The organism is Glycomyces sp. NPDC048151 (genome assembly GCF_043202775.1).
In the GTDB taxonomy this organism is placed as follows: Bacteria; Actinomycetota; Actinomycetes; order Mycobacteriales; family Micromonosporaceae; genus Glycomyces.
Genome location: NZ_JBIDBB010000005.1, coordinates 174,450 through 199,791 on the forward strand (window position 1 = coordinate 174,450; position 25,342 = coordinate 199,791).

Annotated in this window: 17 protein-coding genes; 9 read left to right on the forward strand and 8 right to left on the reverse strand. The window is 72.0% G+C overall.

The features are described from left to right. Nucleotides 1-72: 72 nt before the first annotated feature. Nucleotides 73-558: a neocarzinostatin apoprotein domain-containing protein gene (locus tag ACGGCP_RS13470; RefSeq protein ID WP_392965480.1), complete on the reverse strand. Its 486-nt coding sequence runs from the start codon at nt 556-558 to the stop codon at nt 73-75. 408 nt (nt 559-966) lie between these two features. Between ACGGCP_RS13470 and ACGGCP_RS13475 the strand changes: the two genes are divergently transcribed. The 3 genes from ACGGCP_RS13475 to ACGGCP_RS13485 all read left to right on the forward strand — a co-directional run bounded on the left by ACGGCP_RS13475 (nt 967) and on the right by ACGGCP_RS13485 (nt 5,066). Next, complete coding sequence (locus ACGGCP_RS13475; RefSeq protein ID WP_392965483.1) at nt 967-1,728, forward strand: SDR family oxidoreductase; 762 nt, start codon at nt 967-969, stop codon at nt 1,726-1,728. 32 nt (nt 1,729-1,760) lie between these two features. Beyond that, a complete protein-coding gene (locus tag ACGGCP_RS13480; RefSeq protein ID WP_392965485.1) occupies nt 1,761-3,083 on the forward strand; it encodes an MFS transporter in 1,323 nt (440 codons plus the stop codon). Nucleotides 3,084-3,179: 96 nt separating this feature from the next. After that, nucleotides 3,180-5,066, forward strand: a complete 1,887-nt coding sequence (locus ACGGCP_RS13485) for a helix-turn-helix domain-containing protein (RefSeq protein ID WP_392965488.1) — start codon at nt 3,180-3,182, stop codon at nt 5,064-5,066. Between the two features lie 5 nt (nt 5,067-5,071). Here the strand turns inward: ACGGCP_RS13485 and ACGGCP_RS13490 are convergent, their stop codons facing one another. Further along, nucleotides 5,072-6,241 carry an acetyl-CoA C-acyltransferase gene (locus tag ACGGCP_RS13490; protein ID WP_392965491.1) on the reverse strand — a complete coding sequence of 390 codons (1,170 nt, stop codon included), beginning with the start codon at nt 6,239-6,241 and terminating at the stop codon, nt 5,072-5,074. Between the two features lie 171 nt (nt 6,242-6,412). Here ACGGCP_RS13490 and ACGGCP_RS13495 point away from each other — a divergent pair, with 171 nt between their 5' ends. After that, nucleotides 6,413-8,326, forward strand: a complete 1,914-nt coding sequence (locus ACGGCP_RS13495; RefSeq protein ID WP_392965494.1) for an acetoacetate--CoA ligase — start codon at nt 6,413-6,415, stop codon at nt 8,324-8,326. 64 nt (nt 8,327-8,390) lie between these two features. Continuing rightward, nucleotides 8,391-11,624 (forward strand): DUF4132 domain-containing protein, encoded by a 3,234-nt coding sequence (locus ACGGCP_RS13500; protein WP_392965497.1) that lies wholly within the window; start codon nt 8,391-8,393, stop codon nt 11,622-11,624. A gap of 3 nt (nt 11,625-11,627) precedes the next feature. Here the strand turns inward: ACGGCP_RS13500 and ACGGCP_RS13505 are convergent, their stop codons facing one another. The 5 genes from ACGGCP_RS13505 to ligD (ACGGCP_RS13525) all read right to left on the reverse strand — a co-directional run bounded on the left by ACGGCP_RS13505 (nt 11,628) and on the right by ligD (ACGGCP_RS13525) (nt 16,058). Further along, entirely contained in the window at nt 11,628-12,359 is a 732-nt protein-coding gene (locus ACGGCP_RS13505) for a hypothetical protein (protein ID WP_392965499.1), read from the reverse strand. 86 nt (nt 12,360-12,445) lie between these two features. After that, entirely contained in the window at nt 12,446-13,078 is a 633-nt protein-coding gene (locus ACGGCP_RS13510) for an NADPH-dependent F420 reductase (RefSeq protein ID WP_392965502.1), read from the reverse strand. Further along, on the reverse strand, nt 13,078-14,118 hold the full coding sequence (locus tag ACGGCP_RS13515) for an LLM class flavin-dependent oxidoreductase (RefSeq protein WP_392965505.1): 1,041 nt from the start codon (nt 14,116-14,118) through the stop codon (nt 13,078-13,080). The genes ACGGCP_RS13510 and ACGGCP_RS13515 overlap by 1 nt, the downstream gene beginning before the upstream one ends. Before the next feature lie 78 nt (nt 14,119-14,196). After that, a complete protein-coding gene (ligD, locus tag ACGGCP_RS13520) occupies nt 14,197-15,114 on the reverse strand; it encodes a non-homologous end-joining DNA ligase (RefSeq protein WP_392965508.1) in 918 nt (305 codons plus the stop codon). Next, complete coding sequence (gene ligD / locus ACGGCP_RS13525; RefSeq protein WP_392965510.1) at nt 15,114-16,058, reverse strand: non-homologous end-joining DNA ligase; 945 nt, start codon at nt 16,056-16,058, stop codon at nt 15,114-15,116. The genes ligD (ACGGCP_RS13520) and ligD (ACGGCP_RS13525) overlap by 1 nt, the downstream gene beginning before the upstream one ends. 77 nt (nt 16,059-16,135) lie before the next feature. Between ligD (ACGGCP_RS13525) and ACGGCP_RS13530 the strand changes: the two genes are divergently transcribed. Continuing rightward, complete coding sequence (locus ACGGCP_RS13530) at nt 16,136-17,017, forward strand: Ku protein (protein ID WP_392965512.1); 882 nt, start codon at nt 16,136-16,138, stop codon at nt 17,015-17,017. Nucleotides 17,018-17,020: 3 nt separating this feature from the next. Continuing rightward, nucleotides 17,021-17,407 carry a hypothetical protein gene (locus ACGGCP_RS13535; RefSeq protein WP_392965515.1) on the forward strand — a complete coding sequence of 129 codons (387 nt, stop codon included), beginning with the start codon at nt 17,021-17,023 and terminating at the stop codon, nt 17,405-17,407. On the opposite strand, the gene ACGGCP_RS13540 is transcribed toward ACGGCP_RS13535, so the two are convergent. Continuing rightward, nucleotides 17,408-18,310 (reverse strand): helix-turn-helix domain-containing protein, encoded by a 903-nt coding sequence (locus ACGGCP_RS13540; RefSeq protein ID WP_392965518.1) that lies wholly within the window; start codon nt 18,308-18,310, stop codon nt 17,408-17,410. It abuts the gene before it with no gap. A gap of 47 nt (nt 18,311-18,357) precedes the next feature. Here ACGGCP_RS13540 and ACGGCP_RS13545 point away from each other — a divergent pair, with 47 nt between their 5' ends. Next, nucleotides 18,358-21,753: a DUF5107 domain-containing protein gene (locus tag ACGGCP_RS13545; RefSeq protein WP_392965521.1), complete on the forward strand. Its 3,396-nt coding sequence runs from the start codon at nt 18,358-18,360 to the stop codon at nt 21,751-21,753. A gap of 1 nt (nt 21,754) precedes the next feature. Next, nucleotides 21,755-25,321, forward strand: coding sequence for a beta-galactosidase (locus ACGGCP_RS13550; protein ID WP_392965523.1), 3,567 nt, complete (start codon nt 21,755-21,757; stop codon nt 25,319-25,321). The last annotated feature ends 21 nt before the right edge of the window (nt 25,322-25,342 follow it).

A 25,342-nucleotide genomic window follows, 5' to 3' on the forward strand; every position in this document is an offset into this window, starting at 1 on the left:
GTGCCGTTCAGAGGAGACGGGCGGGGCCCGGCCCGCGGGAGTGCGCGCGGGCCGGGCGGCGGGGGACTTGTCCTAGAACTGCAGGTCGACGCTGTCGAAGCCGACGGGCGCGCCCGCGGGCGGCCAGGAGGTGTACTCGGAGACCTGGATCTGGCACAGGTCGGCGTAGCAGTCGGAGGTCGCCTGGGTCGGCGGGAGGCCGGAGAAGCTGGAGTTCGTGTAGGTGTCGTCGACCTTCACCGTGGCCGACCAGGTCCCGCTGGCGTCGATCTGGATCGGGTACTGGCTGCCCGCGGCGTTGCAGTCGGACGCGTTGAAGCCGCCCGAGGTGAAGTCGCACTGCGCGACGGCGACGAAGTTGCCGGGCGTGCCGGTGCCGGTGAGGGTGACGTTCTGGTCGTCGACCACCGCGAGCGGGGAGCCGGGGGCGGTGATGACGGTGGCGGCGTTCGCGGGGGTCGCGGCGCCGAGGACCAGCGCGGTCGCGGCGGCCGCGCCGAGGGCCCAGCCGACGGCGCGGCGGTAGCGGGGGTTACGGGTGTCATGACGGAATGCCATGCGCTCCACTCTCTTCTATACAGTGGAGTCGGCCTTGCGGCCTCGTCCTCATCTGATGGGCCGGACGGCGGCGCCGTCCGGTGGCGGAGCCGCGAGGCGGCCGGGGCGAGGTCTGTGGAAAGTGCTCGCCCCGGCGCTTCGAACCGGCGACTGCCAGGCCTCCGTTCGGCTCCGGGCGCCTACCGTCCGCAGGGGACTGTTCGGGCGCCCAGGAAGACCATAGCGGCGATCGCATATTTAGGCAAGCCTTACCTAAGGTGCGATCCCTGTGATGCGCAACGTGATCGAACGGTCACCGTTTCCCGGGCGGCGCGGCCCGGCGGTGGGGCCCGCACCCATGGGACGGGCGGGAAGTATGGGTCCGCACCACATGGTCATGTCAGGGTCGTTTCCGTAGCGTTTACCGGCATGGATGATGTAACGCCTGGTGACCGGGCCGCGGTTCCTTCGGACAGGTTCCTTTCTGGACGGACCGCGCTGGTGACCGGGGCCGGTTCGGGGATCGGGCGCGCCTGCGCCGCAGCGCTCGCCGCGGCGGGCGCCGAAGTGCACCTCGTCGACCGCGACGCCGCGTCCGTTCACCAAGCGGCCCAAGTGATCGGCGGGAAGGCGCATGTCGCCGACCTCGCCGACGCCGAGGCGATCGCGGCGCTCCCCGACGCGGTCGACGTGCTCGTCAACAACGCGGGCTTCCAGTTCGTCGCGCCCATCACCGAGTTCCCGCCCGAGCAGTTCGCGCTCATGCAGCGGGTCATGGTGACCGCGCCGTTCCTGCTCATGCGGCACTGCCTGCCGCACATGCAAGGACAGAGCTGGGGCCGGATCGTCAACATCTCCAGCGTCCACGGGCTGCGCGCCAGCGCCGCCAAGTCCGGCTACGTCGCGGCCAAGCACGCGCTCGAAGGCCTGAGCAAGGTCGCCGCGATCGAAGGCGCCCCGCACGGCGTCACCAGCAACTGCGTCAACCCCGGCTACGTGCGCACCCCGCTCGTCGACCGACAGCTCGCCGACCTCGGCGCGGACGCGTCCGCGCTGCTGGGCCGGACCCCCGTCAAACGGCTCGTCGAACCCGAAGAGGTCGCCGCCGCCGTGCTCTGGACGTGCCGCCCGGAGGCGCGCTCGGTGACGGGCTCCTCCATGACCCTCGACGGCGGCTGGACCGCCACGTAACCTCGCCCTGCGACAGAAACCCAGGTACCCCCATGTCAAGCCCGACCGCGACCGCACCCGTGCAACGCCGCACCGGCGTCGCCCGCATCGTCACCGCCAGCCTCATCGGCACCACCGTCGAGTGGTACGACTTCTTCCTCTACGGCTCCGCCGCCGCCCTCGTGTTCAACACCCTCTTCTTCCCCACCCACGACCCGCTCGTTGGCACCCTCATCGCCTTCGCCTCCTACGCGGTCGGGTTCCTTGCCCGCCCGCTCGGCGGCCTCGTCTTCGGCCACTTCGGCGACCGCCTGGGACGCAAGCGACTCCTCGTCCTCAGCCTCCTGCTCATGGGCGCGGCGACGTTCGCGATGGGCCTCCTGCCCACGTACGCGGCCATCGGCGTGGCCGCCCCGATCCTGCTGACCTTGCTGCGGCTCGTCCAAGGCTTCGCCCTCGGCGGCGAGTGGGGCGGCGCGGTCCTCATCGTCTCCGAGCACGGCGGCGAACGCCACCGCGGCTTCTGGGCCTCCTGGCCGCAGGCCGGCGCGCCCGGCGGCAACCTGCTCGCGACCGGCGTCCTCGCGATCCTGGCGCTCGTGCAGAGCGACGAGACGTTCCTCGCGTGGGGCTGGCGCGTCCCGTTCCTGCTCTCGGGCGTCCTGGTCGTCATCGGCCTGTGGATCCGCATCTCCGTGTCGGAGTCCCCGGTGTTCCTCCAGGCGCAGGCCCAGGCCGCCGCCTCCGGCGCGCCGCAGAAGCTCCCGATCGTGCAGGTCTTCCAGCGGTCCTGGCGCGAAGTCCTCGGCGCGATCGGCCTGCGCTTCGGCGAGAACATCTCCTACTACATCCTCACCACGTTCGTCCTGGTCTACGTCACCACCCACCTCGGGCTCGAACGCGGCCTCGCGCTGAACGCCGTGCTCGTCGCCTCGGCCGTCCACTTCGCCACGATCCCGCTGTGGGGCGCGCTCTCGGACAGGATCGGCCGCAGGCCCGTCACGCTCATCGGCGCGACCGGCATGGCCGCCTGGGCGTTCGCGCTGTTCACGCTCGTCGATTCGGGGGAGTTCTGGATCATCTGCCTCACCGTGACGACCGGCCTGCTCTTCCACGGGGCGATGTACGGGCCGCAGGCCGCGTTCGTCTCCGAGCTGTTCGACACCCGCGTCCGCTACACTGGGGCCGCGATCGGCTCGCAGCTCGCGTCGATCATCGCGGGCGGCGTCGCCCCGCTCATCGCGGTCGCGCTCCTCGGCCGCTACGGCTCGGCCACCCCGGTCGCCCTCTACCTGTGCGCGGCGGCCGTGGTCACCGCGATCACCGCGGCCGTCATCCGCGAGACCCGCGGACGGGACCTGACGGTCGACTCGTAACCGGCGGCGCTGGCCGCAGCGCCCTCCGCGAACCTAGACTCGGCCCTGCGAGCGACCGCCGCAGGGCCGAGCCGCATCTGACGAAGGAGTCGACCCGTGCCCGCCGACCAGCCGAGCCCCGCCACCGCGGCCCTGGGACGGCTGTTCGCGCTCCTCGCCGCCGACGCCCCCGAAGACCAGCTCGACGAACCCGCCCGCGACCTCGAAGGGGCCTCCGCCGCCGACCGCGCCGCCGTCGCCGAGGCCACCGCCGTAGCCCGCACGATCCGCCGCACCCTCGTGCAGCGCCGCCGCCGCGAAGCCGAACTCGCGGCCCTGTTCGACACCGCGGGCGACCTCGCCGCCCTCCGCAACCTCGACTCGGTCCTGCGCGCCATCGTCCGCCGCGCCAAGACTCTCCTCAACGTCGACGTCTCCTACCTGAGCCTCCAGGACCCCGCCGCGGGCGACACCTACATGCGCGTCACCGACGGCTCCGTCTCCGCGAAGTTCCAGCGCCTGCGCCTCGGGCTCGGCGAAGGCCTCGGCGGCCTCGTCGCCGAGACCGCGCTCCCGTATGCCTGCCCCGACTACCGGCACGACACCGTCTTCCACCACACCGGCCCCATCGACGAGGCCGTCACCGAGGAAGGCGTGCGCGGCATCGTCGGCGTCCCGCTCCGCGTCGGCGAGACCGTCATCGGCGTGCTCTTCGCCGCCGACCGCACCCCGCGCGACTTTACCCCCGACGACGTCGCCATGCTCGTCTCCCTCGCCAACCACGCCGCCGTCGCCATCGAGAGCGTCCGCCAGCTCGAGGAGACCCGCGAGACCCTCCGCGACCTGCGCGAAGCCGCCGAGACCTCCGCCCGGCTCAACCGGATGCTCCGCCGCGCCGAAGCCGCCCACGACCGGCTGACCGGGCTCGTCCTGCGCGGCGGCGACGTCGCCGACCTCGCCGCCGAGGCCGCCGGGCTCTTCGGCGGCCCCATCGGCATCTACGACGCCGCCGGAGCCGAGCTCGCCCGCTCCGGCGACGGCCCGGTCCGCTTCGCCGCCACCGGAGTCGACGACTCCCAGACCGGCCGCGGCGCCGTCCTCACCGACGGCATGTGGGTGTGCGCGGCCATGGCCGGATCCGAACGCCTCGGCGGCATCGTCCTCGGCGGCCGCCCCGACCTCAGCGACGAGGACAAGCGCCTGTTCGAACGCACCGCGCTCGTCACCGCCCTCCTGCTCCTCCTGCGCCGCTCCGTCGCCGACGCCGAAGACCGCGTCCGCGGCGAACTCCTCGACGACCTCCTCGCCGAGTCCGCCCGCCGCAGCGGCTCCAGCCTCGCCATGCGCGCCGGGAAGCTCGGCGTCGACCTGCGCCGCACGCACGCCGTCCTCACCCTCGACTGCGACGCCGCCGTCCGTCCCCGCCTCGCCTCCGAGGCGAAACGCCTGGCGCGCACCGAACACGGGCTCGCAGGCAGCCGCGACGGCAGGCCCGTCCTCGTGCTCCCCACCGACGACCCGGGCGCGCTGGCGGGCCGCCTCGCGGCCTGGTTCGCACGCGCGGCCGGCTCGCGCGTCACCGTGGCCGCCTCGGCCGCCGCGTCGGGACCCGACCGCCTGCCCGCCGCATACGACGAGGCCGCGCGCTGCCTCGAAGCGATGCTCACGCTCGGCAGGAAGGGCCAGGGCGGCAGCATGGAGCAGCTCGGGTTCGTGGGTCTCCTGCTGGGCGAGGCGGACGGCGTCGCGGCGTTCGTGCGCCGCACCCTCGGCCCGGTCCTCGACTACGACGCCAAGCGTGGCACCGACCTGGTCGGCACCCTCGAGGCGTACTTCGGATGCGGCCGCAACCTGGCCAAGACCCGGACGGCGCTGCGCGTGCACGTCAACACCGTCTCCCAACGGCTCGAGCGCATCGGCGCGGTCCTCGGCGAGGACTGGGCCGGACCCGAACGCTCCCTTGAGATCCAGCTCGCGCTGCGCCTCCACCGGCTCGCGAGCTGACGGGTCTACTTGGCGCGCAGCACCATCGCGTCGCCCTGGCCCCCGCCGCCGCACAGGCCCGCCGCGCCGACCGCGCCGCTGGTCAGCCTCCGCGACAGCGTCTGCACCAGCCGCGCCCCGCTGGCCCCCAGCGGATGCCCGAGCGCGATAGCGCCGCCGCCCGGGTTGACCCGCTCAGGGTCCACGCCGAGTGCGTCGGCCGACGCGAGCGCGACGGCCGCGAACGCCTCGTTGATCTCGACGACCTCCAAGTCGCCCAAGGCGACCCCCGCGAGACCGGCCGCCTTCGCGATCGCGTTCGACGGCTGCGTCAGCAGCGACGTGCCCGGCCCCGCGACCGTCGCGTACGACAGGATCTCCGACTCCCACTCCAGGCCCAGCTCCTCGGCCTTCGACCGCGTGGTGAGCACGAGCGCCACCGCGCCGTCGTTCAGCGGCGACGAGTTCCCCGGCGTGAGCATCCCGCCCGCCGCGAACGACGGACGCAGCCCCGCCAATGCCTCCAAAGAGGACTCTCGCGGACCCTCGTCGGCGTCCACCACGCCCTTGCGGGTCGCGACCGGCGCGATCTCCGCCGCCCGCGCCGCCGCGTCCTTCGCCGCCTTCTCCTGAGAACCCAGCGCGAACTCGTCCTGCGCGACCCGCGTCAGACCCGCCTCGCGCGCGTCCCGCTCGGTCGCCGCGCCCATCGCGATCCCCTCGTACGCGTCGGTGAGCCCGTCGAACGCCGCATGGTCGAGCATGGTGACCTCGCCGTACTTGAAGCCCCGCCGCGACTGCGGCAGCAGGTGCGGCGCGAGGGTCATCGACTCCATGCCGCCCGCGACGATGAAGTCGCAGTCGCCCGCGCGCAGGAACCGGTCCGCGATCGCGATCGCCGTCATCCCCGACAGGCACACCTTGTTCACCGCGAAGCTCGGCACGTGCATCGGCACCCCGCCCGCGACCGCCGCCTGACGCGCCGGGTTCTGGCCCGTCCCCGCCGGGAGCACGTGCCCCATGACGACCTGACCGACCCGCTCCGGCGCGACCCCCGCGCGCTGGAGCGCGGCGCCGATCGCGATGCCGCCCAACGCGGGCGCGCTCACCTCGGCCAGCGCGCCGTTGAACCGGCCGATCGGAGTCCGGGCGGCGGCGAGGACGACGGTGGTCTCGGAGCGGTTCACGGTTCCCATTCCCGCATAGTAGGAAGCCCGGGCCGGAACCGCCATGTGGCTGAGCCCCATAGTTCCCCGTGCCGTTGTGTGCCCGTCAACCACTGCGCGGGCCGCACGCTTCGGGCAGGATGGCCTGCGACGCTACGATCCCCGGGCCGCCGTGCGGCCCGAACCAGAGGGAGGTGACCGGTGGCCAGCGATGTCCTCTGGGTTCCGAGCGGCGACCGCGCCGCCAACATCGACCGGTTCGCCGACTGGCTGACCGCTCGCACCGGGGAGCGCTTCGCCGACTACCAGGACCTGTGGCGGTTCTCGACCGAGCGCCCGGCCGCGTTCTGGGGCGCGGTCTGGGAGCACTGCGGACTCGGCGGGGCCGTCCCCGAGGACCGCGTCTTGCCCGAGGCCGCGATGCCCGGCGCGACCTGGTTCCCCGACGAGCGTCTGAACTGGGCCGAAGCCGTGCTCGCCGCGCCCGGCATGGCCGACACCGACACCGTCGTGAAGGCCTACTCGGACACCCGCGAGACCTTCGAGTGGTCCCTGGCCCGCCTGCGCGCCGAAGTCGCCCGCCTCCACACCGGCCTCCTCGACGCCGGCGTGACGCGCGGCGACCGCGTCGCCGCCTGGATGCCGAACGTGCCCGAGACCTACGCGCTCGCGCTCGCCGCCGCCGCGATCGGCGCGGTGTTCACCTCGTGCGCGCCCGAGTTCGGGGCGCGGGCCGTCATCGACCGGCTCCGCCAGGTCGAACCGGCGATCCTGTTCGTCACCGACGGATACCGCTACGGCCGCAAGGAGGTCAGCCGCGCCGAGGACATCGCGCAGGTCGTCGCCGCGCTCAGCGCCGAACGCGTCGTGACCTTCCCCTACCTCGACGACGGCACCGTCGCGGGGGAGCGCTGGGACACGTTCGCCTCGGCCCCAGGCGAACTCGCGTTCGCGCCCGTCCCGTTCGACCACCCGCTTTTCCTGCTCTACTCCTCGGGCACGACGGGCCTGCCGAAGGCGATCGTGCACTCCCACGGCGGCATCGCCCTGGAGCACGCGAAGATGCACGGCCTCCACCACGACCTCGGGCCCGGCGACCGGTTCTTCTGGTACTCCACCACCGGCTGGATGATGTGGAACTACCTGGCGTCCGCGCCGATCGTCGGCGCCTCGATCGTCACCTTCGACGGCGCGCCCGACCCCGAGGGGCTCTGGAAGCTCGTCGAGGACTCCGGCGCGACCTACTTCGGGACCTCCGCGCCGTTCCTCACGGCCTGCCGCGACCGGGGCGTCGTCCCGAAGGCGATCGCCGACCTGACGCGCCTGCACGGCATCGGCTCGACCGGCGCGCCCCTGCCCGCTTCCGGCTTCGACTACGTCTACGAGTCGGTCTCCGCGACCGCGCAGCTCCAGTCCCTCTCGGGCGGAACGGATCTGTGCACCGGCTTCGTCGGCGGCGCGCCCACCGTCCCGGTCCGGCGCGGTGAGCTGTCGTGCCTGTGCCTGGGCGCGAAAGTCGAGTCCTACGACGCCAACGGGAAGCACGCGATCGGCCGCGAAGGCGAACTCGTCATCACCGCACCCATGCCGTCGATGCCGGTGGGACTGTGGGGGGACGAGGACGGGAAGCGCTACCGGGAGGCCTACTTCGACGCGTTCCCGGGCGTGTGGTGCCACGGCGACTGGATCACGATCACCGACCACGGGTCGGCCGTCATCTCCGGCCGCAGCGACGCGACCCTGAACCGGGGCGGCGTCCGCATGGGCACCGCCGAGTTCTACGCGGTCGTCGAATCCGTAGCGGGCGTGGCCGACTCCCTCGTGGTGCACCTGGACGAGCAGGACCGCCTCATCGTCTTCGTCGAACCCGAGTCCGGACTGGACGACGACCTGCGGCGCCAGATCAACGCCCGCATCCGCTCCGAACTCTCGCCGCGCCACGTCCCCGACGACGTCATCGCCGTCCCGAAGATCCCGCGCACCCTCACCGGCAAGAAGCTCGAAGTCCCCGTCAAGCGCCTGCTCAACGGCGCGCCCGTGCACGAAGTGGTCTCCAAGGGCGCGCTCGCCGACCCCGCGGCGCTCGACGTGTTCGAAGGGATCCTGGACCGCTAGCCGCCGCAGCTGTCACACCCTGGCCCTATGATCTTCGGGAACCCTCGCCCCGTGAAGGACCCCGATGACCGAATCTGCTGCAGTGCAAGAAGACCAGCTGATCCTGCCTGACGAGTGGGCCGCCAGGGTCCTTCCTCGACGCGGCAACACCGTCCGCCGCCCCGTCGAACTCCCGCCTGAGGCGGCGGCGCACATGGCCGCGCAGACCGAGGCCTCGCGGGCCGATCTCGAAGCAGCCCTTCGCTTCGAAGGCGGCGACCCGCTCCGCTCCGCCGCCGGGCTCGCGCACCTCGGCGGCGAGCCGAACCCCGTCGGCGCGGCGGCCGTGGCCGTCCTCCTGCGCTACACCGAGCGGTACAACGTCGTGTTCTCGTACGGGAAGGAACCCGCGCTCAAGGGCCGGGAGCTGTTCGCCGCCTGGGTCGCCGAGCACGGCCTCCCCTTCGCGGTCGCCGCCGCCGTCGAGGACATGTGCACTGAGATCGACTGGGAGCCGGCGCGGCGGTCCACATCGCACGGCTTCCCGGCGATCGCCGAGAGCAGTGTCGACGCCTTCACGTGGAACCTCTGGACCGACCCCGAAGGCCCGCTGCTCCTCGCCCGCGGCCTCCTCGCCGAAGCCTCCGACGACGAGTACCGCCGCGTCGTCGCCCGCGTCGCGGCCCACCGGGACACGCCGCTCCAGCGCGCCGCCGCCGCGATCCTCCTCCCCGACGAGCACGAGTGGGTCGCGGACGCGTGCCGCGCCCGCCGCGACTTCTACTCGAACCCCCGGATCGAACTCGCGATCTGGTCCCTCGTCAGCACCGCCGAGCACCTGGGCCTGTGGATCTACAGCCTCAGCCCCCGGTACGTCAACCGCGGGACGGTCGCCACGATCGTCGCCAACCTCGGGACCGGCGCTTTCGACCTGTTCACGGACGCGCTCGAGAACGGCACGCGGGACGCCGAGCTCCGGTCGCTGCTGTATGAGGCGGTCGCGCTCCTGCCTACCGACGCCGCCGCCTCCTACCTGATCCGCCACGCCGACCGACCCGAAGTCCTCACCGGGCTCAAACGCGCGGCCGAACTCCACCCTCACCGCTTCGCGCGCGGCATCGCCGCCGAAGGAGCCGACGCCGACCCGTCGGTCCGCGTCCGCATCGCGGGCCTGCTCCGCCACTCCGGCCACGACCTCCCCGAGATCCTGAAAGGACTCGACGACCTCGAACGCGGCGTCGTCGAAGGCATCCTGGCCGAGGCGGCGCCGCCCGCCGCGACCGTCGCGGACCTGCCCGCCGCGCTCCGCTCGCCCGCCTGGGCCGAGCGCAAGCGCCGCCGCGCCCCCGCCCCCGTCGACGGCCTCGAAACCCCCGAAGGCACCGCACTCGTCTGGGCCCCAGGCGAACGCGAAGCCCTCCTCGCGAAGGAACCCGGCTTCGCGACCTGGGACGACACCGCGTTCTGGGCCTCCGACAGCGACCACGGCTTCGGCCTCGCCGAGCACCTGCGTGGTCGCCTCGCCCGCAGAGGCGAAGCCGAAGTCCCGGCCGTCCTCGCCAAACTCGCCACCGCCCCCAAGTACGCCAGCGCCCTCGTCCCGATCCGCAGCCGCGAGGCCGCCGCGCTCGCCGCCGACTGGTTCGCCCGCCTCAAATCGGCGCGCGCCCACGCCACGGACTGGCTCGACCGCCACCGCGAGCACGCCGTCCCGCTCCTGGTCCCCAGCGCGTTCGGCGCGGACAAGCGCCAGCGCGACGGCGGCGAGGCCGCGCTGCGCTACCTCGCCCGGCGCCTCGGCGGCGACGCCGTCCTCGAGGCCGCCGCGCCCCACGGCCCCGAAGCGCTCGCGCGCCTGCGCGACCTGCTCGCCACCGACATCCGCGTCCCCTTCGCCGCCGCGCCCAGGACCGGCGAGTGGGCCGACCCGCTGCTGCTGCCGCCGATCATGCTGTGCGGCAACGAACAGGCCCTCCCTGTCGAGACTGTCCGGCACTTCGTCTCTGCCCTCGCACTGTGGACGCCGCGGCTGCCGTTCCCCGGCGTCGACGACTTCGCCGAGGCCTGCGAGCCCGTGTCGCTCCAACGGTTCTCGATCGCCCTGTTCGACCTGTGGATCCGCTCGAACTCGCCGAGCAAGGACTCCTGGGTCGTCGACCAGCTCGGCGCGTTCGGCGGCGACGACGCCGTCGCGGCGCTGGCCCCGCGCATCCGGACGTGGCCCGGCCAGAGCCAGACCGAGCGCGCGCTTCTCGGGCTCGAGGTGATCGCCCACATCGGCACCGACGCCGCGTTCAGCGAGCTGCGCGCCCTCCACCTGCTCGACAAGTTCCCCTCGGTCACCGCCCGCGCCAAGGTCCTGGCCGACCGCCTCGCCGCCGCGCGCGGCCTCGACTTCGAGCAGCTCGCCGACCGGCTCGCGCCCGACCACGGCATGACCGACCCCGCGAACCTCGTCTTCGACTACGGCAAGCGGCGGTTCAGCCTGCGCTTCGACTCGCTCCTCACCCCGCAGCTCCGCGACGACGCGGGCAAGCTCCGCCCGCGCCTGCCCAAGCCCGGCCTCCGCGACGACGAATCGGTCGCCAAGCCCGCGTTCCTGCGCTGGAAGCAGCTCGTCAAGAACGTCGAGGACACCGCCGAGGAACGGGTGCGGCTCCTTGAGGCGCAGATGATCTCGGGCCGCGTCTTCACCCGCGAGGACCTCCGCGTCCTCGACGCGCACCCGATCACCGGGGCCTTCACGCGCCGCCTGCTCTGGTTCGCGAACGGCGCGGGCTTCCGCATCGCCGAGGACGGTGGCTTCGCCGACGTCGACGACCGCGAATGCGACCCGGGCGACGTGATCCGCCTCGCCCATCCGGCGCTCCTGGGCGACGACACCGCCGCGTGGATCCGGATCTTCGCCGACTACATGCTCATCCAGCCGTTCGACCAGCTCTCCCGGCCCGCGCCCGCGTTCACCGCCGACGAGCTCGCGACCGGCCGCCTCACCCGTTTCGAGGGCTTCCAGGGCGACTTCCACACCCTCGGTGCCCGCTTCGGCTGGACGGAGCTCAACGACTCGCCCGAAGGCGGCGACGGCTGGGGCTGGCACCTGCAGCGCCAGCTCCGCGGCGGTCACCTCATCGCCGACGTCGACCCCTCCCCTGAGTCCTACAGCCCCGACTACGACCTCGTCCACACCGTCACGAATGTCCGCCTCCAGGCGAACCGCAACCGCCACCCCGACCACGCGAAGCCGCTCCCCGCCCGCGACCTCGACCCGGTCACCGCAGCGGAACTCCTGGCCCGCCTCACCGGTCTCGCGACGACCTAGGGTTCAGCACACGTGGCCGGTCATCGTGGTCGACCATCGCATGCCCGCAGCGACGTGTTCGAGGTAGCCCGCGTCGGCGACGGTCACGCTGATCTCGGCGTAGGGCTGGTCCGCGAAGGACCGGTCGTCCATCGCGCGCCAGACCTCGTAGTCGTCGAGGTCGGCGGGGCCGTCGACGCCGTCGAAGGGCTGCCCGTCCAGCGCCGCGACCTCGCTGAGCAGCGGCACGTTCCTGTAGGGACCGATCTCGTATCCGGTCACGATCGCCGCCGCGGCACGGGCGAAGCCCGCCTCGTCTCCGGGCGTCATCACGAAGTGGGACACGCCGTCGCGGCCCCTCCCGCTGCTCAGCTCGTAGACGTCGGCCGCCCGGCGCTTCGGCTCGAGGACCGTCCGGCCGTCGTCGGCGAGCAGGTAGCCGTCCTCGGTGACCCGCACCGTCTTCCCGAGGATCAGGTCGAAGATCCGCGCGTACTCCGCGCCCAGCCGCATCGCCGACGCGATCGCCTGGCCGCGCTCGCGGTCGAAGGGGCAGCGGTCGCCGCCGTACTCGTCCTCTTCGGCCTCGTCGTGCAGGTAGCCCCGGTCGAGGTTCCACCACAGGTCGGCCAGGAGCGCGAGCGGGAACACGGCCGCGCGCGGCACCAGCGGCGCGTCGGAGTTCACCAGGTGCACCCTGCCCCGCAAGGTCCGGTCTTCGACGGCATCGACTGAAACGGTATAGAGGGTGGTCACGCGGACTCCTTCGGCGGCGTCGGCGCGCTCCTGCCGCGCGCCGGTCGATCGCGATGGTACGCAACGGGAACGACCCCGCGCGGGCGTCAGGCGCTCAGGAGGGCTCGCAGCTGCGCCGCTTCGACGTTCGCGCCGAAGACGGGGGTTCCCGGTTCCATCCGGGCTCCTTCGGCGAGGGGGCCCGCGATGACGGGGTCGAAGCCGAGGGCGTCGACGAGGTCCGCGACGGCGGCGAGGTCGGCGTCGTCGTCTCCGGCGATCGCGATGGCCTTGCGGCCGGGCGTCCCTGCGGGGCTCGCGCCGTCTTCGAGGTCGTGGTAGCCCATGTGGTTGAACGCCTTGACGAACCGGTCGGCGGCGAGGTGCTTGCGCACGAACTCGCTGGAGGTGACGCCGGGGTCGAGGACGCGCTCACGCGGGCCGTCGACCTCCCACCAGTGGTTCATGGCGTCGACGACGAGCTTGCCGCCCAAGTGTTCGGCTGGGATCGTGCGGTACTTGCCGAGCGGGAGCGCGAGGACCACGATGTCCGCGCGCTCGGCGGCCTCGGCGGCCCAGACCGCCTCAGCGCCGGGCGTGAGGACCTCGACGGTGAGGGCGATCTTCGCCGGATCGCCCGAGCCGGCGACGAGCACCCGGTGCCCGGCCTTGAGCGCGAGCCGGGCCAGGACGGTGCCGACCTTGCCCGCGCCGAGGATGCCGATCGTCTTGGCGCCCATCAGGACTCCTCGGCGAGGAGTTCGCGGACGAGCGGGATCGTCTTGGTGCCGTACAGCTCCACGGCCTTCAAACGGTCGCTGGCCTTGACCGAGCCGCCCGCGGAGTAGATGAGGTCGAAGCGGCCGACGTCGAGCGCGCGGATCGCCTTGGCCACCTTGCGGGCCACTGTCTCAGGGGAACCGATGTAGAGCGACCCGTGCTCGATCTCGCGTTCGTACTCCTCGCGGCGCACCGGCTGCCAGCCGCGCAGCTTGCCGATGCGGTCGCGGACCTCCTTGTAGCCGGGCCAGAACAGCTCCTTGGCCTCCTCGTCGGTGTCGGCGACGAAGCCGGGGGAGTGGAGCCCGACCGGGTAGGCGGTGGTGCCCAGCTGCGCGGTCGCGCGCCGGTAGAGGTCGACGTAAGGCGCGAAGCGGTCGGGCGCGCCGCCGATGACGGCGAGCATGAGCCGGAACCCGTACTGCGCGGTGCGGACGACCGACTGCGGCGACCCGCCGACGCCGACCCAGGTGCGCAGGCGGCCGGACTCGGTCTTGGGGAACACGTCCTGGTCGACGAGCGGAGCGCGCTGGGTGCCCTTCCAGGTCACGGGCTCCTCGTCGAGGAGCTTGTGGAAGAGGTCGATCTTCTCCTCGAAGAGCGCGTCGTAGTCGGCCAGGTCGTACCCGAACAGCGGGAAGGACTCGGTGAACGAGCCGCGGCCGAGGATGATCTCCGCGCGCCCCTCGGACAGCGCGTCGACCGTGGCGAACCGCTGGAAGACCCGGACGGGGTCGTCGGAGCTGAGCACGGTCACGCCCGAGGAGAGCCTGATGCGGGAGGTCCGCGTGGCGATCCCGGCGAGGACGGTCTCAGGCGAGGAGATCGCGAACTCGGGGCGGTGGTGCTCGCCGAGGGCGACCACGTCGATGCCGATCTGGTCGGCCAGGACCGCCTCGTCGACGGTGGCGCGGATGGCCTGGGCGAAGGTGGTGATCTCGCCGTCGTCGTCGCGGGGCAGGTCGCCGAAGCTGTCGATGCCGAACTCGATGTCGTTCATACCCCGATCGTAGGAGCGAGTAGATGATACGTCAACTAAATGTCGACGAGTGTGATGCACGGACCACGCGGAACCGCCTCAATGTCCGTTTTCCAAGGCGTCCAGGCGTTCCCGCGCGGCGGCCGGGGCGGCGGCGTGGGCGTCCATGTCCGCCCACGGGTCGGCCTTGCGGGCGAGGCGCCTGGCGATCGCGGCGGCGGTGAAGCCGTCCGGGACGGCGCGGCCGAGCTCCGACCATTCGAGCGGTGTGGCGACGGCCGCGCCGGGGCGGGCGCGCATCGAGTAGGGCGCGATGAACGTCTGGCCGTGGCCGTTGCGGTTGACGTCGAGGAAGACGCGGTCGCCGCGCTTGTTCTTGCGCTGCGCGGTGGTGAGCCGGTCAGGGTCGGCCGCGGCGAGGCGGTCGGCGAGGTCGCCCGCGAGGCTCCGCACGAACGCGAAGTCGGCGGAGCGGTCGAGCGGGGCGACGACGTGGAAGCCGCGCCCGCCCGTGGCCTGGAGGTACGGCGTCAGACCGACTTCGCGGTAGAGGTCGCGGGCCCGCCGCGCGATCGAGCGGAGCTCGGCGACGGGGACCTCGCCGGGCGGGTCGATGTCGACCACGAGCCGGTCGGGGCGCTCGATGTCGGCGGTCGTGGCGGTCCAGATGTGGAACTCGATGGCGAGCAGGTTCGCCAGGTACAGCAGTGTCGCGGCGTCGTCGCACACTACATAGTGGACGTTCCCCTCGGAGCGGCGCAGCGGCACCTCGACGGTGTGCACCCACTCGGGCACGCGCCCCTGCGGGTGCTTCTGGAAGAACCCGTCCCGCCCGATCCCGTGCGGGAAGCGCAGCAGGGTGAGCGGGCGCCCGGCCAGGTGGGGGACCATCGTGTCGGCCACGGCGGCGTAGTGGAGGAGCATGTCGCCCTTGCTGACGTGGTCCTCGGGGAACAGCTCCTTGTCGATGCTCGTGATGTTGATGTCGTGGTCGGCGACGTGCAGCACGGGTGCCATCAGCTCGTCTCCCTCACCACGTCGCGGGCCGGCTTGTCGATGCGCTCGCCCCGGTAGCGCGGGTGGCGGAGCATCCCGTCGGGGGTCCACTCGCTAAAGCCGACCTGGACGACCGGCTCGGGGCGGATCCAGTGGGCGCCCTTCTCCCGCACGGGATCGGCGAACGGCTTCTCCTCCTGCGCCAAGGCGTCCATGCGTTCGCGCAGGTCCCGCAGGGTCCGCTCGTCGTATCCGGTGCCGACCTTGCCCGCGTACCGCAGTGTCCCATCCGAATCGTGGTAGCCCACCAGCAGCGCCCCGAACCCGGCCCGCGAGCCCTGCGGGTCGGTGAAGCCGCCGACCACGAACTCCTGGTCCCGCACGCATTTGAACTTGAGCCAGTCCTTCGACCTGCCCGAGCGGTACCGCGATTCGGCCCGCTTGGCGATCACGCCCTCCCAGCCCTTCTCGCAGGCCTGCTCGAAGTACGTCTCGCCGTCCGTGTTGCGGTGCACCGAGAACCGCAGCGGGTCGCCGAACGCGAAGGCGCGCCGCAGGAGCTGCTTGCGGTCGCGCAGCGTCAGCCCCGTGAGGTCCTCCCCGCCGTAGGACAGCAGGTCGAACAGGTAGTAGTAGACCTTGACGCCCGTGGCGGCGATGCGCTCGGCGCCGGTGAGGTGGATGCGGGGCTGGAGGCGGGCGAAGCTCGTCGTCGTGCCGTCGAAGGCGACGATCTCGCCGTCGGCGGCGAACGCGGGGCCGCCGCGCTCGTCGAGCGCGTCGACGAGTTCGGGAAAGCGCTCGTCGAGCCGGTTCCCGTTGCGCGACCAGAGCGCCGTGCGGCCGCCGTCCCTGACTGCGATCGCGCGCATGCCGTCGAGTTTGCGTTCGAACAGCCAGCCCGACTTGGAGAAGCGGCGCTCGGTGAGCGTCGCGAGCATGGGCTCCCTGAAGCCGCTCGGCATGCCTCGACCGTACCCGACTCACGAGCAAATATCACGTATTGTGCTCTCGCGATGACTCTCGGTGTCATGCTGTGACCATGCCTGCGATCTGGACCGGCGTGATCGCGTTCGGGCTGGTGAGCATCCCCGTCAGCCTGCGATCCGCCACGACGAACCACGACGTCTCCATGCACCAGTACCACGCGGCCGACGGCGGCCGGATCCGCTACCAGAAGGTCTGCGAACTGGACGACGAGGTCGTGCCGCCCGGCGACATCGTCAAGGGCGTGGACCACGAGAGCGGCGAAGTGGTCCTCCTCGAGGAGGACGAACTCGAGGACCTGCCCGTCAGCTCCTCCAAGACCATCGAGGTCGTCCAGTTCGTCAGCAGCGACCAGATCGACCCCATCCACTACGAGCGGTCCTACTACGCCGACCCCGGCAAGGCCGCCGGGAAGCCGTACGTGCTCCTGCGCGAAGCCCTCGAGGAGTCGGGCAAGATCGCGATCGTCAAGGTCGCCCTCCGCCGCCGCGAAAGCCTCGCCGCCCTGCGGCCCCGCGACGACGCGCTCGTCCTCCACACCATGCTCTGGCCCGACGAGATCCGCGCGCCCGAGGTCGGCGGCATCGAGAAGAGCGAGGCCCGCAAGCAGGAACTCGAGATGGCCGCGACCCTCATCGACGCCATGACCGGCGACTTCGACCCCGAGGACTACAGCGACGACTACCAGGAGGCCCTGCGGGCCCTCATCGACGCCAAGGCCCGCGGCGGCAAACGCCCCGCCAAATCCAAGGCCGAGACGCCGAAGGCCAAGGTCATCAGCCTCATGGACGCCCTCCAGAAGAGCGTCGAGGCCAAGGAGACCGGCCGCAGGCCCGCGAAGAAGACGGCCAAGAAGGCCGCCAAGAAGTCCACCGCGCGCAAGACCACGGCGAAGAAGACCGCGAAGGCCGCCGCCCGCAAGCGGAAGAGCGCGTGAGCCGTGAGCACCCTCGGATCCCCTCGCGACAGCGCCGCCGCAGACCGGTACCCCTTGCCGGACTGGAAGGTCGACACCAACTTCAAGCGGGACCTGACGATGACGGTCGCCGACGCCATCGGCGATGCCCTCATGTCATGGCCCGCCGACCTCACGGTGAAGGCCCACGCCGAACGCGTCACCGCCGCGGTCCGCACCGCCCTCAACCCGCACCTGGACTGGCTGCACGACAGCGTCACCGACGGCTTCAGCTACCCCGGCGACGTGCTCGTCTCCTACGTCTCGCAGCTGACCCTCACCAGGCCCGGCGAGGTCCTCGACGTCGAGCACTACCGCGAACTGCTGCGCTCCTACCGCGCCCACCTCGTCATGCAGGCCCACAAGTACTAGTCAGGTCCCTTGCGGGCGTTGGCGGTACGCGCTCGGCGTCAGGCCGTGGTGCTGATTGAACTGGCGCGAGAAGTACATCGGGTCGTCGAACCCCGTCTCCCGCGCGATCGCCGCCACCGGCAAATCCGTACCGTCGAGCAGCTCCCGGGCCCGCGCCATCCGCAACTGCACCTGGTACTGGAGCGGCGAGACGCCCAGATGCTCGCGAAACAGCGCGCTCAGCTGCGACCCGCTCAACCCCACCATCGACGCGAGCGCCGCGACCGACGTGCGCTTCGGCGCGGCCGCCCGCAGGTGCTCGACCGCCCGCTCCAACGGGCTCAACTGCGAACCGGGGTTGCGGCGGCCCGTCGCGACCACGTGCGCGAGCGCATGCCAGGCCGCCCCCGAGCCGCGGATGAGCGCCGCGCTCGTCATCCCCGCGTCGAGCGCGTCGATGACCTGCGAGACCAGGCTCGCCACCGGCGCCGGATCCCGCAGGTGCGTCACCGGCCCGCCCGCCGCCTCGTGCGCGGCCCGCACCAGGCCCGTCGCGTCGGCGCCCGTGAAATGCAGCCACCACAGGGTCCACGGATCGTCCTCGGCCGCGCCGTACGCGTGCGCCCGGCCCGCGGGCAGGAGCACCACGCCGCCGCGCGACACCGGGAGCCGCGCACCCCCGATCTCGCACCAGCCCGCGCCGCCCGTGCAGACCAGCAGCAGGTGCTCCGCCGCGCCTTCAGGACGCGACCGGCCGTGCCGGGCGGCGTGCGGGAAGTACCCGGCGTCGGTGACCAGGAGCTTCCCCGTCACCGGATGGCGCAGCGCCCGGTCTACCGCCGCACGGGGGACCACGAGCATCCGCTGCCCCGCGAAACCCTCCGGGATGCGCTCGCTGATCGGCGATTCGTCCATATCCACCATTGAAATGACCATAGGCACCCATGTCAAGCCCGCATAAGGTCTGACACATGCCCAGTGAAGAGTCGAGGATCGTCCTCCCCGCAGCCCCAGCGGACCTCGCGGACCTGCCGGTGAAGGCCTGGCGCGAGCCCGTCGCGATCGACACCTATGCGCCCGCTGCGCCCGACCGGTACCCCGCGTACCTGGACCAGCGCGTCTACCAGGGCTCGAGCGGCGCGGTCTACCCGCTGCCGTTCATCGACGCGATCGCCCGCGAGAAGGCCCCGCGCGACTGGGACGCGATCCACCTCGAGAACGAGTACGTGCGGCTGATGGTCCTCCCCGAACTCGGCGGACGCATCCACATCGGCATCGACAAGACCCGAGGCTACGACTTCTTCTACCGCAACGACGTCATCAAACCCGCCCTCGTCGGCCTCGCCGGGCCCTGGGTCTCCGGCGGCGTCGAGTTCAACTGGCCCCAGCACCACCGGCCCGCCACGCACCTGCCCGTCGAGACGCTTATCGAGTCCGAAGAGGACGGATCGGTCACGGTGTGGTGTTCCGACCACGACCCGTTCGCCCGCATGCAGGGCATGCACGGCATCCGGCTGCGCCCGGACTCGGCGCTGGTCGAACTGCGCGGGCACCTGGTGAACCGCACCGACGAGGTCCAGACGTTCCTGTGGTGGGCCAACGTCGCCGCGAAAGCCGGGGACGACTACCAGTCGTTCTTTCCCACGGATGTGCGCGTCGTCGCCGACCACGCGAAGCGCGCGACCACGACTTTCCCTGCGGCACAAGGCCGCTACTACGGCGTCGACTATCCGGGGCGGGGCGCGGAACGTCCCGGCGCGGACCGGCTCGACTGGTACCGCAACATCCCGGTCCCGACTTCGTACATGTGCCTGGGCACCGAGGACGACTTCTTCGGCGGCTACGACCATGCTGCGGGTGCGGGGTTCGTGCACTGGGCCGACCACCGGGTCGCGCCGGGCAAGAAGCAGTGGACCTGGGGCAACGCCCCGTTCGGTTGGGCCTGGGACGCGCATCTGACGGACGACAACGGCCCGTACGTGGAGCTCATGGCCGGGGTCTTCACCGACAACCAGCCCGACTTCGCGTTCCTCGCTCCGGGAGAGACGAAGACGTTCTCCCAGTACTGGTACCCGATCCAGGACACCGGGCCGGTGCATCAGGCCACTTTGGACGCGGCTGTCAGCCTTGAGGTCGAGGGCGCGCGGGTCCGGATGGCTGCGGCGGTCACCGCTCCACGCCCGGGTGTGCGAGTCGTGCTGCGGGCCTCGGGGCGAGTGCTGCACGAGATCGCTGTTGATCTCGCGCCCGGATCGCCTTATGTGGAGGAAGCCGCGCTACCGGAGCGGTGCGAGGAGACAGACCTGGAGCTGGCGGTCGAACACGACGGCGAGGTACTGGTGGCGTGGCGGCCCAGGGCCGTGCCGACGGAACCGGGCACGGAGGTCGAACCCGCGACGGAACCGCCTGCGCCTGAGGCGATCATGTCGACCGACGAGCTGTACTTGACCGGCCTCCACCTCGACCAGTACCGCCACGCGACCCGCTCGCCCGAGCCCTACTGGCACGAGGCCCTGCGCCGCGACCCTGGCGACGCCCGCTGCAACACCGCGCTGGCGGCCCGCCTCGCCAAGGCCGGGCGGCTCGCTGAAGCCGAAGCGCACCTGCGCGCGGCAGTCGAGCGCCTGACCCGCCGGAATCCGAACCCGCGCGACGGCGAGGCCCACTACCGACTCGGCGTCGTCCTCGCCCGGCAGGGCCGTGAGGCCGAAGCGATCGCGGCCTTCGGGAAGGCCGGTTGGGACCGCGCCTGGACTGACGCGGCCGCCGTCGCGACCGCCAGGCTCGACCTGGCCGCCGGTCGTGACGCTGAGCCGGGGCTTCGCGAGGTTGTCGCCCGCAGCCCCCGCCATACGCAGGCCCGGAATCTGCTGGCCGTCGCGGTGATGCGGAACGACAGCGAAGGCGGAACCGCATCGCGCGGCATCGCCCGCGAAGCGCGCGAGCGGGCGGCGGCGATCGTGCGAGGCACCTTGCGCGACAACCCGCTCGACGCGTGGGCCCGCGACCTCGCCGCGCGGCTCAGCCTCGGTGCGGAGCCGACCGCCGACCCGACCATCGCGCTCGACGTCGCCCTCGAATACCGTGCGATCGGCGAGGACGCGGCGGCGATCGACTGCTTCGCGAAGGCCGCCTCGCTCGCCCCGGCCCACGGGCAGGTCAATGTCGCGCCGCTCGCGTGGCTCCACCGCGCCGACCTCGCCTTCGAGCGCGGCGACGAGGCCGCCGCTGAGGCTGCGCTGCAAGCGGTCCGCGAACTCGACCTCACCTGGTGCTTCCCGACGCAGGCCGAAGACGATGTCCTCGCTCGGTTGCGCGGGCGTCGACTCGACGACCCGGTCATCGCGGGACTCGCCGGGCACCGGCTCTACGCGGCAGGACGCCAGCGCGAAGCGATTGAGGCCTGGGAGATCGCCGCTTCGACGGGCGATCCCGTGGTGCTGCGCAATCTCGGCGTCGCCGCCCACAATGTCGAGGGCGATCCCGAGCGCGCCGCGTTCTGGTACGAGCGCGCCCGTGCCGCCGCGCCTGATGATGCGAGGCTGCTGTACGAGGCCGACCAGCTTGACGCGCGTAGAGGTGTCGACCCCGCCAAGCGGCTTGCCGCCCTGGAGGATCGGCGTGATCTCGTGGACTCGCGTGATGACCTCGCGGTGCAGTTCGCCGAACTCCTCACTGCGGAGGGGCGTGCCGCCGAGGCGATCGACTTGCTGACCGGTCGCGCGTTCCAGCCTTGGGAGGGTGGAGAAGGGCGTGTCCTCGCCGCCTGGGAGGTGGCCCACGCAGACCTCGCCCGACAAGCACTCGCAAGTGCGGCGGAAGCGGCGGAGGGTGCGGTCGCCCATGCACGAGCCGCGCTTGCTCCTGTTCCTAGCCTTGGCGAGGCGCGCCATGCGCTCGCCAACACGGCCGACCTTCACCTGCTTCTCGGTGACGCCCTCACCGCCAGCGGCGACCAGGCCGGTGCCCGTGTCGCCTGGGAGGAGGCCGCCGCACAGCAGGGCGACTTCCAGACCATGCGCGTCCAAGCCCACTCCGAGCACACCGCCGCCTCGGTCACCGCACTCCGCCGTCTCGGCAACAGCCAAGCGGCCCAAGCGCTCCGCGACGACCTCGCCCGCTACATCGACGAGCAGGCCGACACCCTCGCCTCGATCGAGTACTTCGCGACCTCGCTCCCGGCGATGCTGCTCTTTACCGCCGATCTCCAAGCCGCGCACGACAACCGGGTCCTCGTCCTGCGGGCGCAGCTCGCGCTCCTCGACGGCGTCCCCGAGCGCGCAGCGGTCCTCGCCCGCGAAGTCCTCGCGCGCGACCCCCTCAACCCGGCCGCCCGGGCCGTAGCCGCCGAAGCTGGGAAGGAATGACATGAACTACCTGGAGGTCCGCAAGCCCGCGCCGACCGTTCGCGGTCACCTGCCGTACGGCGAGCCCGCAGGTGCGCCTGACCGGATCGCGGTGACCAGCCGGTTCCTCGAACGCGACGGCCGCCCGTGGATGCCGATCACCGGCGAGATCCACTACTCCCGACTCCCGCGCGAGCGCTGGAGCGAGGTCCTGGGCCACGCGCGCGCGGGCGGCCTCGACTCCGTCGCGACCTACATCTTCTGGGCCGCACACGAACCCGAGCCCGGCCGCTTCGACTGGACCGGGAACCTCGACCTGCGGGCCTTCGTCGAGCTCGCCGCCACGCACGGACTCGACGTCATCGCCCGCCTCGGCCCTTGGGGCCACGGCGAGTACCGCAACGGCGGCTTCCCCGACTGGCTGCTCGCCCGCGACCTCAAGCCCCGCACCAACGACCCGGCCTACCTTGAACTCGTGCGGCCCCTCTACGCCCAGATCGCCGCGCAGCTCCAGGGGCTGACCCACGCCGAGAGCGGTCCGGTCATCGGCGCGCAGGCCGACAACGAGCTGTACGACCAGCCCGAGCACCTGCGCACACTGCGTGAGATCGCCGAGGCCGCCGGGCTGCGGGTCCCCATTTGGACCGCGACCGGCTGGGGCGGCGCCCAGGTCCCCGACACCCTGCTGCCGCTCTACAGCGCCTACTCCGAGGGCTTCTGGGAGGACGAGACCACCGAGTGGCCCGCCTTCGCGCCCTTCCACTTCCGCTACTCCGAGGTCCGCGACGACCTGACCGTCGGCGCCGACCTGCGAGAAGCCCTCGACGGCGTCACCGCCGCCGAAGCGGCGCACGACGAGCTGCGGCCCTTCGCGACCTGCGAGCTCGGCGGCGGCATGCATGTGGCCTACCACCGCAGGCCCCTCGTCTCGCCCGAGGACGTCGCCAACCTGGCCCTTGCCAAGATCGGCTCTGGGTCGGCCTGGCAGGGCTACTACATGTACGCGGGCGGCACCCAGCGCACCGGTCCCCAAGGGACCGAACAGGAATCGCAGGCCACCGGCTACCCGAACGACGTTCCGCAGCTGAGCTACGACTTCCACGCCCCGATCGGCGAGCACGGCCAGATCCGCCCGCACCACCACCTGCTGCGCCGCCAGCACCTGTGGCTCCGCGATGAGGGGTACCGGATCGCCGCCATGGACGCCCACGTCGGCGGCGGCAACGAAGATCCTGACGAGCTGCGCTGGGCCGTCCGCTCGGACGGGACCAGCGGCTACCTGTTCCTGACCACCTACCAGCCCCCGAAGCGGCCCATCGCCGCCCAGTCCGGCGTCCAGTTCACGGTCCGCTTCGAGGACGAGACCGTGACCGTGCCGACCGTCCCGGTCGACATTCCTGCCGGGCACTCCCTGGTCTGGCCGCTTCGCTACGCCCTCACTCCGGATCTCGAACTCCGAAGCGCCACAGCGCAACTGCTCACCCACCTGGACGACCTCGTCGTGCTCGCCGCCGCCGACGGCATCCCCGTCGAGATCGTCCTCGGCGACGGGTCCATCGTGGAGCTTCCTTCGCCGCCCGGCCCGGAATGCGTCGTCGAGCTGGAAGGCGTGCGGCTCCTAGTGCTCGACGAGGCGAGCGCGAACCGCCTCTACCGGCTCCCGATAGCCGGTCGCGAACGCCTCGTCCTCGCCGACGCGCCCGTCTACGCCGAAGCGGGGGACCTCGTGGTCCAGACCGAGGCCCCCGAGGCGACAGTCAGTGTCTGGCCCGCCCCGGGCGGGTTCACCGCTACCGGCGCGGATATCGATTCGCCTCAGGGCCAAGGGCTTTGGCGGACATGGACATTGCACATGCACGACGCCGGGACCGTCCCGGTGCCGGTCGAGGCCGACCCCCTGCACGGCCCCGCGCCCGCTCCCGCGCGCGGCGGCCCGATGCGCCGCCTGTCCGCTCCCAGCGACTACGCGAACGCGGCCGTCGTCCGCGTCGATCTTCCCGACTCCGAAGCCGACCGGACCCTGCTTCGTCTCCAGTGGACCGGCGATGTCGGCCGCGCCTACATCGGCGACCGCTTCGTGTCCGACCACTTCTGGCACGGCCGCGCCTGGGACATCGACCTCACCCCGCACCGCGACGCCGTCGCCGAGCACGGCGTGCGGCTCGAACTCCTGCCCTGGCGGCGCGCCACTGGCATCTGGGTCGACCCGTCCGTGCGCGGCGCCGAAGACGGCGTCCACATTTCCTCAGCCGCCCTGATCAAGGTCGGCCGAGCCCGACTGCAACCCACGTCCGACTACAAGGAGCCCGAACCAGTGATACCCGACCACCTGCCCGAACGCCTGGCGATCACCCTCTGGGACTTCTCCTGGTACGTGCGCACCGGCCCCGGCGAGCCCTTCGAGGACCTCGACGCCGCCGTGGCGAAGGCCGTCGACCTCGGCTACAACGCCGTACGGATCTGCGCGATGCCGTTCCTGCTCTTCAGGTCCGGCGTCGACACGACCGCGCTGCGCCTCGAACCCCTCGGCGGCACCTCCAACGAGTACGGCTCGCGCGTCCGCTGGTACGACGTGCGCGAACCCACCGTGATCGACGCGAAGGCCCACCTGCTCGAACTCTGCCGCGCCGCCGACCGCCACGGCGTCAAGGTCATCTCCTCCTCGTGGGAGTACCAGCAGAGCCCGGCCTTCGCCGACGACCCGGCCTGGTACGAGGCGCTGCACGCCGTCGACCCCGAGGACCGGCTCACCATCCTCGCCGAAGCGCAGGCCGACCTGGTCGACTTCCTCGCCGAACACAGTCTCGCGCATGTCATCGCGTGCGTCGAGCCGCACAACGAAGTCCAGATCGGACACCTCACGGCCGGGCTCCCGGGCGTCGAGGACGCCGTCGTGGAGCTCCAGGGCCGCCTCGAAGCCGGTATCGCCGCGTTCCAGGCCCGCCACCCCGAGGTCCTGTGCGCCCCGAACTACGGCGGCGTCCCGATCGGCTCCATGCGCGGCCTCCCGCGCAACGCGACCGCGCTCGCCTTCCACCCCTACGTCTACGGCGTCCTCGACGACCTCGTCGAGGAGTTCGGGCTCCGCCGCGACCCGGCGCTGTTCGACCAGGTGCACGCCGACGCCGAGCTGCTGCGCGCCGGAGCGCCGCCGCTCACCGAGTGGCGGCTGCCCGAGGCGCACGCGTGGAAGCTCAAGGCCTCGATCATGCAGCCCGTCGAGATCTACGTCCACGACTGGTGCGACCCCGAGAAGTTCGACCGCTGGCTCTACGACCGCTACGGCGCGCACCGGATCGCGATGGCGAACCGCCTGCGCGACTGGATCGACGTGGCCGCCGACCACGCGGACCGCCTCGGCGTCCCGGTGTTCTTCGGCGAAGGCTGGGTCGGCTACACGCCCCGCGACGGCCGCTTCGAGGAGGGACCGGTCGGCGCGCAGATCTGCCGCGACGCGATCGCCCACTCGGTGCGCGTCGGCGCGTGGGGCTCCATCGTCTGCTCGAACGCGGCCCCGCAGCACCCGATGTGGGCCGACGAGGACCTGCAGCGCGAATGCAACGCCGCGCTGCTCGCGCCCAAGAAGTGAGTGGAAGGGGCCCGGGTCGAA

Coding starts and splice junctions, on each gene's coding strand:
- ACGGCP_RS13470 (WP_392965480.1), bottom strand. CDS start 558: ATGGCATTCCGTCATGACACCCGTAACCCCCGCTACCGCCGCGCCGTC.
- ACGGCP_RS13475 (WP_392965483.1), top strand. CDS start 967: ATGGATGATGTAACGCCTGGTGACCGGGCCGCGGTTCCTTCGGACAGG.
- ACGGCP_RS13480 (WP_392965485.1), top strand. CDS start 1,761: ATGTCAAGCCCGACCGCGACCGCACCCGTGCAACGCCGCACCGGCGTC.
- ACGGCP_RS13490 (WP_392965491.1), bottom strand. CDS start 6,241: ATGGGAACCGTGAACCGCTCCGAGACCACCGTCGTCCTCGCCGCCGCC.
- ACGGCP_RS13500 (WP_392965497.1), top strand. CDS start 8,391: ATGACCGAATCTGCTGCAGTGCAAGAAGACCAGCTGATCCTGCCTGAC.
- ACGGCP_RS13510 (WP_392965502.1), bottom strand. CDS start 13,078: ATGGGCGCCAAGACGATCGGCATCCTCGGCGCGGGCAAGGTCGGCACC.
- ACGGCP_RS13515 (WP_392965505.1), bottom strand. CDS start 14,118: ATGAACGACATCGAGTTCGGCATCGACAGCTTCGGCGACCTGCCCCGC.
- ligD (WP_392965508.1), bottom strand. CDS start 15,114: ATGGCACCCGTGCTGCACGTCGCCGACCACGACATCAACATCACGAGC.
- ligD (WP_392965510.1), bottom strand. CDS start 16,058: ATGCCGAGCGGCTTCAGGGAGCCCATGCTCGCGACGCTCACCGAGCGC.
- ACGGCP_RS13530 (WP_392965512.1), top strand. CDS start 16,136: ATGCCTGCGATCTGGACCGGCGTGATCGCGTTCGGGCTGGTGAGCATC.
- ACGGCP_RS13540 (WP_392965518.1), bottom strand. CDS start 18,310: ATGGTGGATATGGACGAATCGCCGATCAGCGAGCGCATCCCGGAGGGT.
- ACGGCP_RS13545 (WP_392965521.1), top strand. CDS start 18,358: ATGCCCAGTGAAGAGTCGAGGATCGTCCTCCCCGCAGCCCCAGCGGAC.
- ACGGCP_RS13550 (WP_392965523.1), top strand. CDS start 21,755: ATGAACTACCTGGAGGTCCGCAAGCCCGCGCCGACCGTTCGCGGTCAC.